Source organism: Ruegeria hyattellae (assembly GCF_041537925.1).
In the GTDB taxonomy this organism is placed as follows: domain Bacteria; phylum Pseudomonadota; class Alphaproteobacteria; order Rhodobacterales; family Rhodobacteraceae; genus Ruegeria_C.
The window spans coordinates 308,331-326,969 of sequence record NZ_JBGOSH010000002.1 but is presented as its reverse complement, the minus strand read 5'-3'; the positions used below and the strand labels follow the sequence as shown (position 1 = coordinate 326,969).

Annotated in this window: 17 protein-coding genes; 12 read left to right on the top strand and 5 right to left on the bottom strand. The window is 63.2% G+C overall.

Annotation, left to right across the window (positions count from 1 at the left end; translation table 11 throughout):
* Positions 1–7: 7 nt before the first annotated feature.
* Entirely contained in the window at positions 8–1,474 is a 1,467-nt protein-coding gene (locus tag AB1E33_RS05490) for an inorganic phosphate transporter (protein ID WP_372576255.1), read from the top strand.
* Positions 1,475–1,484: 10 nt separating this feature from the next.
* On the opposite strand, the gene AB1E33_RS05485 is transcribed toward AB1E33_RS05490, so the two are convergent.
* Genes AB1E33_RS05485 through AB1E33_RS05465 form a run of 5 tightly spaced genes read right to left on the bottom strand, consistent with a single transcriptional unit; the run spans position 1,485 to position 6,047 of the window.
* A complete protein-coding gene (locus AB1E33_RS05485; protein WP_372576254.1) occupies positions 1,485–2,465 on the bottom strand; it encodes a 2-dehydropantoate 2-reductase in 981 nt (326 codons plus the stop codon).
* The gene (locus tag AB1E33_RS05480; protein ID WP_372576253.1) at positions 2,465–3,334 is read right to left on the bottom strand and encodes a metal ABC transporter permease; all 870 of its coding nucleotides are present in this window, start codon (positions 3,332–3,334) and stop codon (positions 2,465–2,467) included. Before AB1E33_RS05480 ends, AB1E33_RS05485 begins: the two co-directional genes overlap by 1 nt.
* Positions 3,334–4,221, bottom strand: a complete 888-nt coding sequence (locus tag AB1E33_RS05475; protein ID WP_372576252.1) for a metal ABC transporter permease — start codon at positions 4,219–4,221, stop codon at positions 3,334–3,336. Before AB1E33_RS05475 ends, AB1E33_RS05480 begins: the two co-directional genes overlap by 1 nt.
* A complete protein-coding gene (locus AB1E33_RS05470; protein ID WP_372576251.1) occupies positions 4,218–5,117 on the bottom strand; it encodes a manganese/iron ABC transporter ATP-binding protein in 900 nt (299 codons plus the stop codon). The genes AB1E33_RS05475 and AB1E33_RS05470 overlap by 4 nt, the downstream gene beginning before the upstream one ends.
* Before the next feature lie 27 nt (positions 5,118–5,144).
* Positions 5,145–6,047: a metal ABC transporter substrate-binding protein gene (locus AB1E33_RS05465; RefSeq protein WP_372576250.1), complete on the bottom strand. Its 903-nt coding sequence runs from the start codon at positions 6,045–6,047 to the stop codon at positions 5,145–5,147.
* Positions 6,048–6,324: 277 nt separating this feature from the next.
* Between AB1E33_RS05465 and AB1E33_RS05460 the strand changes: the two genes are divergently transcribed.
* The 11 genes from AB1E33_RS05460 (at position 6,325) to AB1E33_RS05410 (ending at position 18,637) form a co-directional block, all read left to right on the top strand.
* A complete protein-coding gene (locus AB1E33_RS05460; RefSeq protein ID WP_372576249.1) occupies positions 6,325–7,251 on the top strand; it encodes an AfsR/SARP family transcriptional regulator in 927 nt (308 codons plus the stop codon).
* Between the two features lie 178 nt (positions 7,252–7,429).
* The gene (locus tag AB1E33_RS05455) at positions 7,430–7,675 is read left to right on the top strand and encodes a hypothetical protein (protein ID WP_372576248.1); all 246 of its coding nucleotides are present in this window, start codon (positions 7,430–7,432) and stop codon (positions 7,673–7,675) included.
* Between the two features lie 259 nt (positions 7,676–7,934).
* A complete protein-coding gene (locus AB1E33_RS05450; protein WP_372576247.1) occupies positions 7,935–8,180 on the top strand; it encodes a hypothetical protein in 246 nt (81 codons plus the stop codon).
* Complete coding sequence (locus tag AB1E33_RS05445) at positions 8,177–10,237, top strand: hypothetical protein (protein ID WP_372576246.1); 2,061 nt, start codon at positions 8,177–8,179, stop codon at positions 10,235–10,237. The genes AB1E33_RS05450 and AB1E33_RS05445 overlap by 4 nt, the downstream gene beginning before the upstream one ends.
* Positions 10,230–11,432, top strand: coding sequence for a hypothetical protein (locus tag AB1E33_RS05440; RefSeq protein ID WP_372576245.1), 1,203 nt, complete (start codon positions 10,230–10,232; stop codon positions 11,430–11,432). The genes AB1E33_RS05445 and AB1E33_RS05440 overlap by 8 nt, the downstream gene beginning before the upstream one ends.
* On the top strand, positions 11,429–11,713 hold the full coding sequence (locus AB1E33_RS05435; RefSeq protein WP_372576244.1) for a hypothetical protein: 285 nt from the start codon (positions 11,429–11,431) through the stop codon (positions 11,711–11,713). The genes AB1E33_RS05440 and AB1E33_RS05435 overlap by 4 nt, the downstream gene beginning before the upstream one ends.
* Positions 11,713–12,720, top strand: a complete 1,008-nt coding sequence (locus AB1E33_RS05430; protein WP_372576243.1) for a hypothetical protein — start codon at positions 11,713–11,715, stop codon at positions 12,718–12,720. Before AB1E33_RS05435 ends, AB1E33_RS05430 begins: the two co-directional genes overlap by 1 nt.
* The gene (locus tag AB1E33_RS05425) at positions 12,717–14,081 is read left to right on the top strand and encodes a S8 family peptidase (protein ID WP_372576242.1); all 1,365 of its coding nucleotides are present in this window, start codon (positions 12,717–12,719) and stop codon (positions 14,079–14,081) included. Before AB1E33_RS05430 ends, AB1E33_RS05425 begins: the two co-directional genes overlap by 4 nt.
* Positions 14,078–16,231 carry a hypothetical protein gene (locus AB1E33_RS05420; RefSeq protein ID WP_372576241.1) on the top strand — a complete coding sequence of 718 codons (2,154 nt, stop codon included), beginning with the start codon at positions 14,078–14,080 and terminating at the stop codon, positions 16,229–16,231. The genes AB1E33_RS05425 and AB1E33_RS05420 overlap by 4 nt, the downstream gene beginning before the upstream one ends.
* Before the next feature lie 30 nt (positions 16,232–16,261).
* The gene (locus tag AB1E33_RS05415) at positions 16,262–17,368 is read left to right on the top strand and encodes a hypothetical protein (protein ID WP_372576240.1); all 1,107 of its coding nucleotides are present in this window, start codon (positions 16,262–16,264) and stop codon (positions 17,366–17,368) included.
* A 12-nt stretch (positions 17,369–17,380) separates the two neighbouring features.
* Positions 17,381–18,637, top strand: coding sequence for a hypothetical protein (locus tag AB1E33_RS05410; RefSeq protein ID WP_372576239.1), 1,257 nt, complete (start codon positions 17,381–17,383; stop codon positions 18,635–18,637).
* The last annotated feature ends 2 nt before the right edge of the window (positions 18,638–18,639 follow it).

Below are 18,639 nucleotides of genomic sequence, written 5' to 3'. Positions count from 1 at the left end.
TGGCATCATGAGTGACCACCCGGACGAAATCCGCTGGACCAAGCTGGATCGTGACCTGAGCCGCATCTCGCGCGCCGAGTTGGCCGCCTCGTACGCAGCGCGCCCACTGGTCGCGCTGGGCCTTTCGCTTGTCTTCATCGTGCTTGCCGGTCTCGCGGCGGCGCTGTTTTTTGGGCAGACTACCGGCGGGCTGGTGGTGATCGCGGCTGCGATCTTCGGCGCATATATGGCGATGAATATCGGCGCCAATGACGTGGCCAACAACATGGGCCCCGCGGTGGGCGCAAACGCGCTGAGTATGGGGACCGCGATCTGCATCGCTGCCCTGGCCGAAAGCGCCGGTGCGCTGCTGGCGGGAGGCGACGTGGTCGAAACCATCGCCAAGGATATCGTCGACCCCACCGCGATGCAGGACGCGCAGGTCTTTATCTGGGCGATGCTGGCGGCGCTGATCTCGTCGGCGCTGTGGGTTAATTTCGCCACGCTCATCCGGGCCCCTGTCTCGACCACTCATTCGGTAGTTGGCGGGGTCATGGGAGCAGGTGTCTCGGCTGCCGGGCTGACGGCGGTCAACTGGCCCATGATGGGCGCAATCGCGGCAAGCTGGGTCATTGCACCCTTGTTGGGCGGTTTCATCGCCGCCGCAATTCTGGCGCTGATCAAGGCCCGCATTCAGGATCAAGACGACAAGATAGCAGCCGCCCGGTTCTGGGTGCCCATTCTGGTTGCGGTAATGGCGGGGGCCTTTGTGGCTTATCTGGCGATAAAAGGCCTGCAGCGGGTCGTCAGGATCGAGCTGGTCACGGCACTGTTGGTTGGTCTGCTCGCCGGCGCGCTCACATGGTGGCTGACCGTGCCATGGGTCCGGCGCAGATCCGAGGGGATGGAGAACCGGGCCCGTTCACTCAAAAGCCTGTTTGGCCTGCCGCTGGTTGTCGCGGCCACGCTGTTGAGTTTCGCCCATGGCGCCAATGATGTTGCCAATGCGGTGGGGCCGGTGGCGGCCATTGTTCATAGCAGTCAGTTTGGTGCCTTTGCGGCACAGGTCCCGGTGCCCGGCTGGGTGATGGCGATCGGGGCCTTCGGGATCTCGTTCGGCCTGTTCCTGTTCGGGCCGCGACTTATTCGCATGGTGGGCACGCAGATTACCAAGCTGAACCCGATGCGGGCCTTCTGCGTCGCCTTGTCGACCGCCATCACCGTGCTGCTGGCCAGTTGGCAGGGCCTGCCGGTCAGTTCCACCCATATCGCGGTTGGCAGCGTGTTCGGTGTGGGGTTTTATCGCGAATGGCACAATCAATATCGTCAGCGCCGGACACCGAGCTTGCAGCGGATCGCTACAGAAGAACGTCGCCACCGCAAACTGGTGCGCCGGTCGCATTTCATGACCATCATCGCCGCCTGGGTGGTGACTGTGCCTGCCACAGCGCTGCTGTCGGCGGCTCTGTTCACTGGGCTTAGGGCGTTCATGTAGGTATGCAGGCTCAGGCGGCGCGAATGTCAACCGGCGTCAACGCCTGATCGGGCGCGCTGCGGATCAGCGCGGCCACAACGCCGCAAAGTGGAGTGGGTCGGCCATATCGCTGCCCCAGCGCGATGATCTCGCCTTGCAAAGTGTCGATCTCGGTCGCGCGGCCTGCCATCAGGTCATAAGCCATCGAAGTGCGCGCATGCGGGTCGATGGTCAGCATGCGTGCCGCGACCCGCGAAAACAGTGGGGTCGGCAGACGCAGCACATGTGGCAGCATCCAGGTGGCTAGCGGGGTAGTAGATTGCGTGGCGATACCGGCGGCTTTGAACACCGCCAGCGCCTCCTGCATTTGATCAGCCATCAGGCGGCGCCAGCTCCGGTCCAGCAACTGCTCCTGCAACGTCAGTCCCGACAAAGCGTTGAGCGCATTGTTGAGGTTGATCAGCAGTTTGCCCCATTGCACCGCCTCGATCCGGTCGCTTTCAGAGACTGCCAGATCCGGCACGTTCAGTATCTTACCCAGAGCGCCCTGTCCCGCTTCGATTACGATATCGCCCGACGTGGCTCGGTGATAGCTGCCCGCTTCTTTCGGCACGACGTTGAAGGGCACCATCCCGGCGCGGATATCGCGGTCTGGCAAGGCCGTGCGCAGGGTGTCGGCATTGGTGATCCCGTTCTGCCAGGACAGAACCGGCGCATCGGTTGGCGCATATGAGGCGATCTGCTGCGCGATCTCTGCAGTTGCAGTTGTCTTGACCGTCACGATCACCAGTTCGGCCTCGGCGAGACAGCCCGGGTCCTCGGAAATGGTAAGATCAGCGGCAGGAATATGAGCGGAAAGCCCCGAGAAATCGCTGATGGTTAGCCCGTTTTCCCGTACCGCATCCAGGATACGCGCCCGCCCCAGCAGCGTGACCTGATGTCCGCCGTGCGCAAGTAACCCGCCGGTGAAGCAGCCGATGGCACCTGCGCCCGCGATCACGATGCGCACCATCAGGAGGTCGGGCTTTCAAGTGAGGCGGCTTCGACCCGACGCATCGACATGCGGCGCGTTATGATCTGCCGTCGCACAAAGGCGATGAGGAACATAGCGGTCAGGATCAGCACGATGGTCGGCGCGGGCGCACTGTCGAGGAAGAAGCTGGCATAAGTGCCCATCAGCATCGCAGCCATACAGGCCAGAACCGAGACCCAGAGCATGGTCGAAAACTTGCGCACGATCAGAAAGGCAATTGCCCCCGGAGCGATCAACAGCCCGATGGCCAAGATCAGCCCCGCTGCTGACAGTGTCGCAACTATGGTCAGTGACAGCGCGCCCAGCAAGCCATAGTGCAACCAGTTCACCCAAAGCCCCGAGGCGCGCGCTTGTGCCGGATCGAAACTGTGCAGCAGCAGGTCCTTCCATTTCAGAACCAGCATCAGCGCCACGCCACCCGAGATAATCGCGGCTTGCCACAGTTCATGCGGCTCGACCCCCAGCATGTTGCCAAACAGGATATGATCGAGATGCGCATTGGTCGGAACGGAGACATACAGCACGATGCCCAGCCCGAACATACCGGAGAACACCACGCCCATCACCGTGTCCTGCTTCACCCGGCTGTTGCTGGAAAGATACCCGGTGGCCATGGCGCAGGTCATGCCCGCCGCAAAGGCCCCGACGATCAGAGGCAAGCCCAAGATGTAGGCCAGCACGATCCCCGGCAATACTGCATGGCTGACCGCATCGCCCATCAACGCCCAGCCCTTCATTACCAGGAAACACGACAGCAGCGCCGTGGGCACCGACACGATCATCGAGATCAGGAAAGCGTTCTGCATAAAGGCGAATTGGAAGGGTAGCAGCAGGGTGTCGAGATCCATCAGGCCACCGTCCGTTCCGGTTTGGGCGGCCGCCCCCGCCTTAGCGCTGCATTAGCCTTGCGCCGGGCTGCCAGAAGCCCGTGTTTGGGGGCAAAGACAAAGGCGGCGAGGAAGAGCAGGGTCTGCAGGCAAACGATGATGCCGCCTGTCGCACCGTCAAGGAAATAGCTGATATAGGCGCCGAGAAAGCTGGTTACCGACCCGATCAGGACCGAGGTCAGGATCAGTCGGGGAAACCGGTCGCAGAGTAGATAAGCCGTCGCTCCCGGTGTCACTACCATTGCAATCACAAGAAATGCGCCGACCGTTTGCATTGCGGCGACCACCGAGGCCGAGAGCAGCACAAAGAACACCGCTTTCAGAAGGCCGGGTCGCAGCCCGATGGCGCGGGCGTGGTTCTCGTCAAAGAAGGTGACCATCAGGTCTTTCCACTTCGCCAGCAGCACCGTCAGCGAGACAAAGCCGATGACCGCCAGTTGCAACGTGTCCTCGGGCGTGATGGCCAGAATATTGCCCATGGTAATGGTCTGGATCGAAATCGATATCGGGTTGATCGACACGATGAACAGGCCCAGCCCGAAGAACGACGTGAAGATCAACCCGATGATCACGTCCACTTTCAACCCCGACCGTTCGGACAGGAACAGCATCGCCCCTGCTGCCAGTCCTCCGGCCAGAAAAGCCCCGAGCGAAAATGGCAGCCCTAGAATGTAGGCCCCGGCCACTCCCGGCACCACCGAATGGGACAGTGCGTCACCGATCAGCGACCAGCCCTTGAGCATGAGGTAAGCCGACAGAAAGGCGCAGACCCCGCCGACCAGCGCCGACACCCACATTGCGTTTGTCATGTAATTGTAGCTGAACGGCTCGGCCAGGTGGTCGATCATTCCGTCGGCTCCGAGCGCTGGGTCTTGTCACCATATTGCACGAAGGGACGCTCATCATCCGACAGGATCGTGACCTGACGTGCATCCTCATCGTCATGCAGCGTGTCGCCGCCCAGTGTGAAGTGACGCAGCACCCCGCCAAAGGCCTTTTCAAGGTTTTCGCGGGTAAAAGTGGTCTCTGTCGGGCCGTAGCCCAGCACAGTGCCCTTCACTAGCACGGTTCGGTCGCAGAATTCGGGCACCGAGCCCAGGTTGTGGGTCGAGACCAGCATCACCCGGCCCTCATCCCGCAGCTCGCGCAGCAGCGCCACGATCTGATCCTCGGTTTTAACATCCACGCCGGTAAAGGGTTCGTCCAGCAGGATCACCTGCCCGTCCTGCGCCAAGGCGCGGGCCAGAAAGACCCGCTTGCGCTGGCCACCCGACAGCTCTCCGATCTGACGATGGCGGAACTCCTGCATGTTGACCCGGCGCAGGGCTTGGTCGACCGCAACGTTGTCGGCCTGTTTGGGCCGCCGCAGGAACCCCATATGGCCATACCGGCCCATCATGACCACGTCTTCGACCAGCACCGGAAAGGCCCAGTCCACCTCCTCCGATTGTGGAACATAAGCGACGAGGTTTTGGCCAAGCGCCTGTTTTACACCCATCCCGAGGATGCTGATCGCGCCCTGTGCCGCGGGTACAAACCCCATGATCGCCTTGAAAAGCGTCGACTTGCCCGCGCCGTTGACACCCACAAGCGCGGTGACGGTGCCGCGCGGAATCTCGAAACTGGCGTTCCACAGGGCGGTATGGCCGTTGCGATAGGTGACCGTCACATCCTGCGCGCTGATCCCGCCGCCTGACCCGCCGGATTCTGACTCGTCCCTGGCCAGGCTATGATCATCGCGCATTTGGTCATCCTTTTTGCCCAGCGGGCGTCAGTTTGTGGCTTCAGTCAGCCCCTGTGCCACGGTGCCGGAGGTAACTTTGAGCAGGTCCAGATAGGTCGGCACCGCGCCACCCGCTTCACTCAGCGAGTCGACATAAAGCTCGCCGCCATAGGCGACGCCTGTTTCGCGCGCCACCTGTTTGGCCGGGGCGGTGTTGACAGTGCTTTCACAGAACACCACCGGAATGTCATGTTCGCGCACCCCGTCGATTACGGCGCGGACCTGTCGAGGCGTGCCGACCTGATCGGCATTCATCGGCCAGAGATAGAGTTCCTCCATGCCGAAATCGCGGGCCAGATAGCTGAAGGCGCCTTCGCAGGTGACCAGCCAGCGGCGATCATGCGGAATCTCGGCGATGGCGTCGCGCAGCGGTTCGATCGTGGCCCGCAGCGCGTCCTTATAGGCGGCGGCATTGGTCGCGTAGACCTCGGCGTTCTTCGGGTCATGCTTAGAAAAAGCCTGTTCAATATTGTCAATATAGATCAGCGCATTATCCAGCCCCATCCAGGCATGCGGGTTTGGTTTGCCCTCGTAATTCCCCGATGCGATCGGGATCGGATCGATGCCCTCGGTCAACGTCACCGACGGCACATCATCCAAATTGGACAGGAATTGTTCGAACCACAACTCAAGGTTCATGCCATTCCAAAGGATCAGATCGGCATCCGAGGCCCGCACGATATCCTGCGGCGTTGGTTCATAGCCGTGGATTTCCGCGCCGGGCTTGGTGACCGAGACCACCTCGGCCGCCTCCCCCGCCACGTTCGCGGCCATGTCGGCTAGAACGGTGAATGTGGTCACCACTTTCATTTTGTCGTCTGCCTGCGCGCCAGTGGCTAAGGCAACGGCAAGCGCGGCGGCAGAGGAGGTCTTGAACAGGGTCGTCAGCATCCGTGTCTCCTTGCAGAGCAGATAAGTCGATCTTGCGTAAATGCAAATCACTCGCAACTGTCAACCCTTTTGCGACTTATTCTCAATAAAGGCGGTTGACCGCCCCCTTACCAAAGCCACCTGCCCCATACATGGCTATTTTGTGCAGACATAAGCCATCTCTACAACAAAAGGTTGCGCGACTCGCCTGCTTCACTCAAATTGACCCCAGGTAAGCTGCTTAATGCGACCTCATCAATTCGACACGTTTTGCAATGGGCCGACATCAGGAGGTCCCATGATAAAGATATTTTTGCTTGGCCAAATTTCGGTCACGGGAAAAGGGGGGCGCAGCGCCGATCTGTACACCCGCCGGGGGACCGAATTGTTCACGTTTCTGGTTCTGGAATCGGGCCGCACCTTTCACCGGGCCCGTCTGGCCGAACAGTTCTGGGGACATTTGCCCGAGAAACGCGGGCGAAAGGCGCTAAACACCGAGCTCTGGCGCATCACCGCCGCTTTGCGCGCCATCGGCATGGACGTCGCCACGTCGCTTGTCCGAACCCAGCACGAAGTTGGATACACCCGCCAGCCTGACCATGAGGTGGATGTGGATCACCTCAACCAGGCGGCTGATATCGTGGCGGCAGAAGACCCCGAGGCGGTGTCCGCCGCTGATCTTGAACGGATCGAGCGTGCCGTTGAGGCCTATCGCGGCGACCTGCTGGAATCGGTCTATTCCGACTGGTGCCTGCTTTGGCGCGAGAGCCTGCGCGCCAATTACACTGAAGCGTTGGAGTTCCTTTTGCATGCAGCGATGGGGCGGCAGGACTGGGCTTCCGGCCTCCGCCATGGCCGCGCATTGCTGGCGCTTGATCCGCTACTGGAACATGTGCATCGGGCGCTGATGCGCTGCCATTACCATGCCGGAAACCGTCCTCTGGCGCTGCGGCAGTACGCCCATTGCGAGCAGATTCTGCGCGAAGAACTGGGCGTCGCCCCGATGGACGAGACACGGCGGATTCAAGAAACCCTGCTGGCCGTTACACCGCGCCCCAGTCGCGCCGTGGAACAACGCGTGGTCGAGGCCCCGCCGCGTCAGGACGGCACCCGCCGCAGCCCGGCGCAGAAGGTTGATCTGGCGCTTTCAAATATCAACACCGCGCGCGGCTGGCTCGAAGATGTCAGCCAGCAGCTGCGCGGTGGACCCTCAAAACCTGCCTGATAGCAGGACCTGTTGCGCCGAGACACGCGGCATGAGCAGGACGGATGCAAGGGCGGCGCGCATGCCCGGTGCTCCGTCGCATCCGGTCGCGTCCGTTCCCAGCGGGCAGGGTATTAGCGGATGAGCTGAAAACACTCTCAGGGACCTCATGGCCAATCGGCAAACGGAAGCTTGCGCCATGTACGGGGCGTTCAACCTGCAGGATGGTCACGACCTTGCCTCGTTCGAGGTGGCGTCTGACCGGTTCAGCGAGCATCTTGTTCAGCAGGGCTTCGTGCACGCGTGGCAAATCTGGTTCCGTGCCTTTCACGACGGTTATGACGCCCGGTTCCCCGAGGTGTCGGTTCTGGTAGAAATGCGGTTTTACGATCTGCGGCATCGCTGGCCTGCTGGGATTATTTCGAAGCGGCGACCGAGTCGTTGAAAAGCCTGCATATTGCGGTGCACCTGCAGGTCGCCGATCCGAACTTTGCGCTGTTTCACGCGCTTCTGTAACGCCATTTCAAACATCGCAGCGCTGTCACATCGCCGGGTGTTCCCGCCGCGGCGAGACCGTCGTTTTCCCATAACCATTTGAATCTGCCTGATTGCCCCTGTGATAGCCCTGTGATCCTCTAGTGAGGATGCGGTGTCGCACCTTGTGCAGACTGGATTGGAAACCCTGCTCTGAACCCGAGTCGCACGTGTCCCATGCCCGCCACACCCAATCACATCGATTTGTCGTGATCTACCGGAGCGAACCCCGTGAGATCGCCGGTGCTGCCGAGGTCTGGCGCGGTTGGGTCGAACGTATCCCCAATCCCCGTCAGCGCGCCGAGGCCGGTCAGACCGAAGAGCGGCTCGGCTTTCACGAGCTGCAGGAGCTACCCGCACTCATCACCCGGCTGATGGACGAGGCCACCGCCCCCGACAGGAGAACCCGCCCATGAATATCTCTTCCTCTCCGTCCCGGCCCATGCCTGTCACGCCGCAGATCAGCTCGGGCGATCCGTCGGCGGCGATGCCCGTGATTGTCTCTCCCTCGCGCCAGGAATTGCGGCGCGCCGATCCGTCGCTCTCGTTTCAGGTCAGCGCGCCGGGGATGCGGTTTTTCGACGTGATCGTCGCCACTGGCCCGGCGCTGTTTGATCCGGCCGAGGCGCATCGCCGGACGCCGAAGAATTTTCGCTCATCCCGGCAGGATTTTCAGGGCCTGCCCATTGAGATCGAGACCGGCTTCTACATGCTGCCCCGCGCCTTTATCCGCGATGTCATCAGCCAGGAGCCGCGCCCGACCCGGCTGCATTATCTGGCGGTGGGCTATGCCGACGAAACGGCCACGGACGGGATTTACTCCCTACCTCCTGATCGGTTTGCCGAGGCTCCCTTTGTCAGTCTCGCCGGGGATCTGAGCGCGGCAAGCCTGAGTCACGTTCTGGGCATGGCGGTGCATCGACTGGGTTCGGTCGGGCCGTCCGGGCGGGTCATGGCGGTCGCCCCCGCCACCACGCAAACACCGCTGCCGCGCATGATTGGCGGGTTGCCGGTGCAGGCCCCAAACGGCCAGATGCAGATGCCCGTCGCCTCACCAGAACCGGGCAACGCGCCTCCGTCGGGTGTGATCAACGGTCCAAGCCCGGTCACGCCCGGTTCTGACGGTGGTGTCAGCAGCCCGACACCCGTTGCGCCGCAACCTGCCGGCGCACCACCTGTGCAAAACGGCCTACCCACGCAAAGCGCAACCCCCGTGACCGCAGATTCGACCCCACAGAAGAATGGCGCACCCGAAATGGTGCCTCCACAGCCACAGACTGACGATTTCATCGACGATGATTATGCCTATGGCACAGGTGCTGGCACACCCGCCATGTTCCGCGACTATGACGCAAACACGCCGGAGGAGGCCCCGCTGTCTCACTATGATGACGGTCTGGGTCCGATGAATGGGGCCAGCAAAGCGCCATCTGCAAATCGGCCCGCCGCCACGCCGATTCCTCCGCTGGACGACACGCCGCCGCCTCCGGCGCCTACGGACGGACCCCAGGAACCTCCAACTCCGGTTCAACCCGCCCCAGTCCCGATGCAACCAAACCCTTCTACCCCCGCGCCTACCGCAGGCGGTGAGGGTTGGCAAGACGCGCTGGTCCAGACGGTTCTGACTGAGGGCGTTGCAGGTCGCTACGAAGCGCTCAATCTTGACGGTGCGTTCCGAGGCCGTCTCGGTCAGACCCATCCCTATTACCAGCGCGCTCATGACGGATTGTCGCTGGGGCCGCATCAGGCCGGGCAGGACAGTGGCGAACTGGGCGAGTTGCTGACGCTGATGCAGGCTGCCGACCCGGCTGAGTTCGCCGCCACCTTCGGCCCCGCCGCCGATCAATTGATCGCAGCCACCACCGCCTCCGGCCCGTTGAGCGGCGATGCTCCTGACGGGCGCGGAGCGCGGGTGCAACAGGTCGAAGGCCGCGATATTTGGGAAGACCCCTGGGTCGACCGGTTTCGCAAGGCCGCACAGCATCCGCCCTTCCAGGCAGCTATGCGCGCCCAGATCATTGCACGGCGGCTGGAACCGATGTTGCCGGTAGCAGATGCGTTGGGCATCGCGAACCGGCGCGGTCAGGCGATGCTGTTGACGCTGGCGATCCTGAGCGGTGTGCCGCAAGCAATCACCCTGAGCCGTGCGGCGATCAACCCATTCGACACGCCCGCAAAACTGGCCGCAGCGCTGCAGGCGCTGGGGCATGACAGCCTGAACGCCTTTCAGACCGCGCAAGGCCTCACGCCCACAGAAACCGTTGATGACGCCAGCCATTTCGCGTTGTTGACCGAGCTGCGTGGGCTTGGCCCAGAGGCGCCCGTGCAAATGCCCGACCCGGAATCCACCCTCGATACGCTGGTCACCTCGCTGGGGCCGGGTCCGCAGGGCGATGCGCTGCTGAAACTGCGCGTAGCGCCTGCATTCCGCGACAACGGCGCCACAGCCGAACCGGGGGCAAGTCATGTATGACCCCCACCAGCAGGCGCAGACACCGCATCTGGACCGGCCCGCGATAGACACGATGCTGGCGCAGAGCAAGGCATGGCAAAATATGTCGCCCGCCGATCGCGACGACATGGCTCAGGCGATGTCAAAGGTCTTCGGCTATCTGGGGCAAAACCCGGCCAATGCGCCAGCCCGACAGTTGGCCCCCAATTTCAACCAAATGCGCAGCGGAGGAGGTGGCGCGCAGCCCCCCGCCCAGCAACCCGCACCCGCCGCCAGCCCGCCCGCGCCCGGTGGACCCGCAGGCGCGCAAGGCGGCAGCAACATCTTTCAGGACGCAGGCGACGCCACCCAGACCATGCTTGGCGCGATAGGTTTTCCGGATTTCTGCGCCTCGCTCATCCAGGGCACGTTCCAGGCCATTGTCGACAGTTCGATCCAGCAGATGGAGGCCTATTCCAACCTGTTGGCCGAGACCGCCAAGACCGTCGATGTGTTCATGGAGGACAATATCTCGGATGATATGGCCCGGGATCACCTGACCTCGAATTACGGCGACATCTTCCAGAAGGACATCACCTCGGGCCAGCCGCAGATGACGGTGAACACCCAAGCCGTCGGTGCAGGGCAATTGCCGAGCTTCCTCAAGGATCTGGGCTTCGACAGCCCGATGGATCTGGACCAGAACGCGGTCGAGCAGGTGGTCGTGCCCCAGACCCGCAAGACCCTGGCCGAGATGCGGCATCAGTCGCTGGCCACGATGGTGATGATGGGGATCAACCGCATTGTGGTCTCGGACGGAGAGATCAATGCCAAGTTGGTCTTCCACATCGACGCCAGCCAGAGCACCTCGCTCACCTTCTCCGATTACAAGCCGACCAACTGGTCGCTGGCGGGGCAATTGGGCTCGAATCAGTTCGCGGCAAGCGGTCTGCTGGTGAACACCACCAACATCAACGCCCAGTCCGAGATCAACATGAATGCCGATCTGACCGGTGAGGTGCGGGTCCGGTTCCGCTCGGATTACTTCCCGCTCGAACGCTTCGCCGACAGCGCCGCGATCCAGCTCATCAACCAGAACGCCCATGTGGCGACCCAGCCGCAACAGACCGAAGGCGCGGCTCCCGGTCAAGGCGGCGAAACCCCGCCGCAACCGGCTGCCCCCCTGCCGCCGCCGCCGCCCCTGCCGCCGATGGACAATAACGGAGGTGGCACATGATCCGCGCAACGCTCGCCCAGACCCTGACCGCGCTGGCCGATGGTGCGACGCCTGATCATCCCGGCCTGTCCGTGACCGAAGCCGAGATCGACCTGCCGCTGCTCGTGTCGCTGGAACGCGGGGCTGACGGCCCGGTCTTTGTCGCCCATCCGCCTTGGTCGGCCTTCCGGTCGGGTTTTGAGCCGATCGCGCATCGCGCGCGCATCACAATTCACGAGGCACCGCATGAGGCGCTGCCGGATACCGCAACCCCAGCCACCGGACCAGACGAGGCGACGTGATGTCCCCCGCCGGTGGCTATCCGATTGAGGAGTTTCTCGAGGCGATCACCGCCCAGCTCGATCAGACGCAGGATGCGCTGCGGCTCAAGGCCGTCAACCGCCCCCTGACCTTCGCCCTGAAGGATTTCAACGTCGATCTCAAGGTGTTCGTCGAGATGGATCAGGCTGGGCGGGTCACTTTCCGCCCCGCCGCCCCAAACGAAGAAGGAGCCAGCACGGTGAGCATCGGTTTCACCACCATAACGCGCCCGATGATCGAGGAGAACACGATCTCGATGGAGATGGCGAATGCTCCCACGTTGGACGAGCTGGGTCTGGCCCCCGATGAGCGGCGGCAATTGGCGCGCGTCGGTGTACGCAATGCCGCCCAACTGCGCAATCTGGAGCGCAATGCGGGCGACGAAGGCCTGTCGCGTCATTCCGGCATCAATCTGGGCCGCATCCGAGGCGCGCTCAACCTGGCGCGTCCTCGGTTGAGCGATGTGGTCGATCCTGAAACCGCGACACCAGAGACACCATTACCCGACGCAGCGGCGCCGGACCTGCCACCGCAACCGGTGAGCCAGCCTGCCCCCCCAACCAACGGCGCGTCCACGCCGAAGCCGGACCCGGCACCACCGCCACAACCGGGTGGCTTCTGGCCACCACGCGGCCCGCTCTCTCCAGCCGCACCGCAGCCCGAGCCGATCATTTCCACGCAAACGCCCGAACAATCCTCACCTCCTATTTCAAACCCGATCGCGGACCGGCTGCGACAGCACCGCCGCAAACTCGCGATCAAGCCGGATGCGCGCAATATCGAACTGCGCGGCACCAACCTGACCGATGGCGGTCGACTGCCGGTGGCGCGGCTGGACGGGCAGAACCTGAACCTGCTTGCGGCCAAGCCCTCGTCTGTTTCTTTCTCCCTGCCACAGGGTTGGGCCATGGGACCCGGTCGGTTGATCGTCGAGATGCCCGATGGCGAGATGGAGGATTTCGATCTTACTGGAGGGTCAGGCGCATGAGACGCAGCGGTCACCTCCAGCTCAAGCTGCGGCAAGGGGTCGAGACCCGCGCACCGGCCCATCTGGATGTGCTAGATGGCGCGCGGCGAGCGTCAGGATCGGCGGATGGTAGCGGTGATGTGGACCGCGCGATCCTGCGCCAGACCACCGGCATGCGCGCGCGCCGGGTGTTCCATGCAGGTGCCCATGTCAACCGGATCGGCCAGCGCGACGCCGATTACAACGATCTGGAAACCGGGCTTGGCCTGTCGCGGGTCCTGTGTATCGAACTGGCGGAACCGGAGCGTGCCGCTGACGTGGTCAAAGCGCTACGCGATGCTGATGCGGTGGATTGGGTCCGCGCGGAACCGCTCTCCACCGTACCGCCAATGGTCGAAGATCGCGACTACAGCACCGCCGACCCCCGCGCACCGTTCGATCATGTCGGGGCACTGGCAGCCCTTGCCGTCGAACCGGGATCCTCCGCCATCGCCGTTGCGGTGATCGATACCGGCGTGGCGCTGGAGCATGAAGAATTCAACGGTCGCCTCGTGGCAGGATATGACACGGTCGATCTGGGTATGGGCCAGATCACCGAGGGCATCTCGCTGGTCGGTGACAGCCTTGGCCGCGATTTCTGCGCCCGCGACGAGACCGGACATGGCAGCCATGTTGCGGGCATCATCGGCGCCCGGGGGCTCTCGATGACCCATGGCGTCGGCGGGGCATGCCGTATCGTGCCGGTGCGCGCGCTGGCCGCTGCGCGGGCGGGCGAAGGACCGGTCTTTGGCGTCGGCGGCCTCTCTGATATCGACGCCGCCATCAAGGCCGCCGTTGATCTGGGTGCCAAGGTGCTGAACATGAGTTTTGGCACCGCGCGTGATGATCTCGACCCGCTGGCACCCCCGCCCCATACCGATGCCATCGCCTATGCCACCGCCCGCAATGCCATTCCGGTCGCGGCAATGGGCAATTCCGGCCTGAATGAGGACTATTTCCCCGCCGCCCTGCCGCAATGTATCGCAGTGGGTTCCATGGCGCTTGATGGCCTGGTTTCTGACTTTTCGACACGCGGCCCGCATGTGGCGCTCTGCGCGCCGGGCGAGGCGGTCCATTCCACCAAGCTGCATGGCTATGGCCGCTCGACCGGGACCAGCCACGCAGCACCTTTCGTCTCAGGCGCCGCCGCCTTGCTGGCGGCGCGGGCGCGCAGGCGCGGTCACGACCTAACCACCGAAGAGGCGCGCCAGGCGCTGTGCTATTCCGCTGAAAACCATGGCCGCCAGCCGGATGAGGATACCGGCTGGGGCATGCTGAACATTCCCGCCGCGCTGGCGCGGCTCGACACCATTATTCCGGCATATGAGGAGGTAAGCCCATGAGCTTTATCGACACCGTCGGCGAGGACGGGCTCGCCATTCTGTCCCGCTATGTGATGCAAGGCGCGGCCACCGAGGCAGAGACCAAGGCGTTGGCCGAGATCGCCGAGGCTGCGTCCGGCCAAATGGACATCGACATGCTGGAAACTGTGACACTCCAGCTTCGCACCGCCCGCGAAGACCATGGCAGCCTGCAGGCTGCCGAGGCCGCCTCAGCCCTGGTCGCGCGCGCCATCTGCATGGCCAAGCTAGCCGATCCCAATGGCGAGGTCGAAAAGGACAGCGCCAACTGGCTATCGCGCAATGTCACCGCCGCTAGCGTGCATCAGGACCGAGTGCGCGGCATCTGGCGCGCCGCCGCCGGTCTGGGCGACGACCTCGACACGCAATTCTTCGAGCATGCGCTCGAATCCGCCCGTCTGGGCAAAACCATCCAGCCTGCGCCGCGGGCAGACACCCAAACCCCCGGCGACACGGGAACGGAGGATAAAATGTTCGACCCAACACCCATTCGGGACGAGATTCTCGAAAAACTGGCGTTCAACCCCGCTGGCCTGCCGCCCAGCTTGCGCGACAGCGCCAATCAGAAGATCTATGTCGACGCAGTGGTGACCTCGGTCGCGCTGCTGGGGCATGGTCCCAATGATGGTGATGACGCTGCGGTCTGGTCCGCCGCCACCGCGGCGCTGATGCTGCTGGACGGGCATTACAACCCGCAGGATTCGCGGTTCTTCGCCCATGCGCAAAAGGCGGTGGCCGAATTGTCGGGCAGTGCTGCGGAATCCGGTACCGTCGCGATCGACAGCCACAAGAGCGGTCAGGTGGATGATGATGGTAATGACCTCTTTATCCAGATGACCGCGCCCGATCCAAAACAGACCCAGCGTATCGGGTATTTCGTTCGGGCCTGGAAGATCATCCAGCGCAAGCTGGCCAAGGGTGATAAGGCGTTCTTTCAATCGCTCGCCGTGGCCACCCGCAAAGCGGTCGATACCTACTCCGAACATCTGGGTGACCTCACGCTGCTGACCCCCACCGTCGACGCTGCCTATAACGGCGATGTCGCCTCGGGCGGCTCAGGTGGCGGCGGGGGCGTTGCCAATGTCGACCTGCCGCCGCTTAACGATCCGGCAGGCTACAATGACGAGATCGAGCGCGAGAATATCCGCGCGGTATCGACCATCTATGTGGGTTACCAGCTTGAGTTCGCCATCAAGGCATGCGCCCGGATACTGGAGCTATTTGTGGCAGGACTGCTGCCGATTCCGGCCTCGGATGGTTCGGCGCGGGTGCTGGACAACCTCTACTGGGATCAGGACGATCTGCTGGACGAAGGCGCACGGCGCTCTATTTACGCCCGCGTTCTGGGCGCGCCGGGTGGTGAACTGGCCTTCGACATCCAACCCAATACCGAGTTCAACACGCTGCTGATGCGCTCGGTCTCGGCGGTGGCCGAATATGAGCGCCAGCGCAGTCTGGTCACTCAGTTCGACAATGCCGCACGCGGGCGCCGGTTCCAGCTGACCTCGGGCGAATTCGTGCGCAAGGCGGTCCGTGACTTTGCCGCCAATGTCTCGCTCCGGGGCTGGGCGGGCACCGCCTTTACCGCCGAACGGATGGCGCGTCAGATCAAGCAGGTGATGAAAGTGCTCGGCCTGCCCGCGGTGCGCACCGCCTTTGGTGTCACCACGCCCTGGCAGGTCATCGAACGGGTCAGCCAGCGCGAGTTCGGCATCACCGTGAACACCGTGCTGCACCGCACGCTTGCGGTGGAAACCCAAAGCATCATGTCGGTGATCGCCGAAAACCACACGGTCTGGTCGCAGGGTGCGGTAACGCCGCTCTTCTCCGACACGCAGGCCAATGAGGGCGATCTGAGCTATGCCGATTCTGTGCGGTTGGTCAACGCAGCGCAGCATTTCCGTGCGGTGACCGGCATCGGCGATGGTCTGATCGACGAGTATTCCGAACCGGTCGAAACCCATGCCGCACCCAGCCTGCCCGATCTCGGCGGCATGAGCGGAATGGGAGGAATGGGAGGCGGTGCAATGCCCCCGGTCGACATGACCGGCGTCAACGCGCTGCGCGATCTGGTCAATAGCGGGCAGACGCCCAGCCCTGACCAGATCCTGTCCATGCTGCCGCGGCTTTGATCCGGAGTACCAGCCTGAAGGGAGGGTCCGATGACCTATCACACCCGTGCCGCCGATGCCGCCAAGAACGTGTTGCACACCGCCGCGCAACGCCTGATGACCGCCGATCCCACTTCGGACCGGCAGGTCGCACGCGCGCTTGACCGCTCGCTGGATTGGTCGCTGGGCGATCCGTCGCTGGGCGCGCAGGCCGCGCGCAGCTTTGAACCCAGCTTTTCCGAAACCCAGTCCCGCGCGCTGGCCTTTCAGGTCACGCCGACCGGGCGCAGCATCAGCGCCGGAGATCAGCGCGAGATGACCAACGACACCGTGCGCTCGATGATCTACAGCCATTTCGGGCATGATCCGCTTCGCTGGTATGACCAACGCTCGGAACCCGCGCGGGCGCGTTATGGCGTCTCGGCCTCGGGGGGGGCGCATTACGCGCTTGGGGTCGATGGATCGGGCCTGCGCGAGGTGCAGGCAGCGTTTGAATGGGGCCCGCAGACGCTCGAGTTGCTGCCCGCGCCGGTGATGGCGCTGGCACAAACCGCGCTGACCGCCCTGCCCGGCTTGCGCCCCTTCGCGACCGTTATTCGCACCTCGGCGATGAGTGGTGGGCAGCAGGTGTCCTTCGACATCCCGGGCGAGACCTCGCTAGAGGCGTTCAAACCGCTGATGGAGGCGCTTGGCATGGGTCTCCGCCATGGCGGCTTTCAGACCCTGCTGGCTTTTGTGCTGGGCGCGCGGTTCAGCCTGCCTGAACGTGCGGCGACGCTGACCCTGCTCAACACACCCAAAGGCCCCGAAATGCGGGTGGACGTGAATATCGACGCGCTCCCCGACACGCCCGAGCAATTGTTGCCGCTCTTGCGTCTGCCGCTTACTGAGCGTCCCCAAAACCTGTCGGCGCTCGATAGCTGGATGACCGCTATGACGCCGGATGGCTATTACGGGCCGGGCTCGGTCACCGTGCTTTCGGTGCGTGTGCGCGCCGAAATGCCCGCGCGGCTGGCGCTGTTCCTGCGACCCATCGCGATGGAGACCGCCCCGGCGACAGTTCCAGAGGCACCTTCCCCGGTTCCCGCCCCGCCGCCGCCGGGCAATGGCGCGCCGGTTGCGGCGCAAGCCGGCTGGCCGCAGCCCCGGCTCAACTGACGGAGGCCCGCCATGATGCACCCCGCCCCCAACCCTCCGCCGCAGACCCCGGCAGGTCCGATGGACGACACGCTGAACCATGTGCGCCAGAACGTGCGCAACGTGCTGACACGCTCGGCCGCCTTCCGCGCGCTGCCGCAAGAGAAACAGCGCGAGGTGGCGCGCGATACGGTCAAGGTGGCCCGCTTCATCACCGATGCGGGTGGCGAGACCGCTGGCCTGCCAATGTCGGTCTTCATCGACAACCCGGTGGGCACTGCACCTGCGCAGGCGCTCGCTGAACCGCCCCGGCCTGGTGCGCCCAACCAAGGCCAGCAACCGTTCACTGGCGCGGGTGTCGATTTCCAGAACGCAGCGACCAAGAATGCTGGAACCGATCTTGCCAGCGTCATCGATGCCGTTGATTTCCCGCAATTCTGCGCCTCGCTCATCGAGGGTGTCTTCAACGCCATCGTGCAGACCTCGATCCAGCAGATGGAGGCCTATGCCACCATGGTCGCCAATGTCTCGAAATCGGTCGACCAGTACATGCAGGACAATGTCTCGCAGGAACAGGCGATGGACCAGATGGTCTCGGGCAATTCCGACCTGTTCGAACAGGACTGGAGTGGAGACGCCCCCAGCATCGCGCCGCGCTCGGACGCCAATGAGGACCAGATGGGCGGATTTCTGCAAAGCCTCGGCCTGCCCTTCGATCTTGATCCCGGCGACGAAGAGGTAATGCAACAACAGGTTGTGCCTGCGGTGCGCAAAAATATGGCTATGGATCGGCAGAAGCTGCTGGCCACCATGGTGCTGATGGGCATCAACCGGATCGTCGTTACAGATGGCAAAATCCAGGCAAGCTGCGTGTTCTCGATCGATGCCAGGGACGTGCTGCGTCGCAATCAGGAAATCGATACAAGCTTTGAGCAGACCTACAACAAACGCCACAACAAGAAGAAGCGCGATGGCTGGTGGATCTTTGCCAAGAACCGGGAATCGGAACGCACACGGCTGAACGTCAAGACCGATATCGACACCAATCAGACTGATGAAAGCGAAAGCAAGTCAACGCTCAAGGCCAAACTGACCGGCAATGTCGATCTACGCTTCAAGTCCGATTACTTCCCGTTGGAAAACATGATGGACATGCTGGGTACCAACCAGACGGTGATCACCCAGGTCGCGCAGCAACCAACGCCGCAGCAGCAACAGCAGGTCGGTGCGGCCATTCCGCTGCCACCCGCCCCGCCGCTGCCCCCGCCACCCTCTGGCGTCGGAGGCTGAGC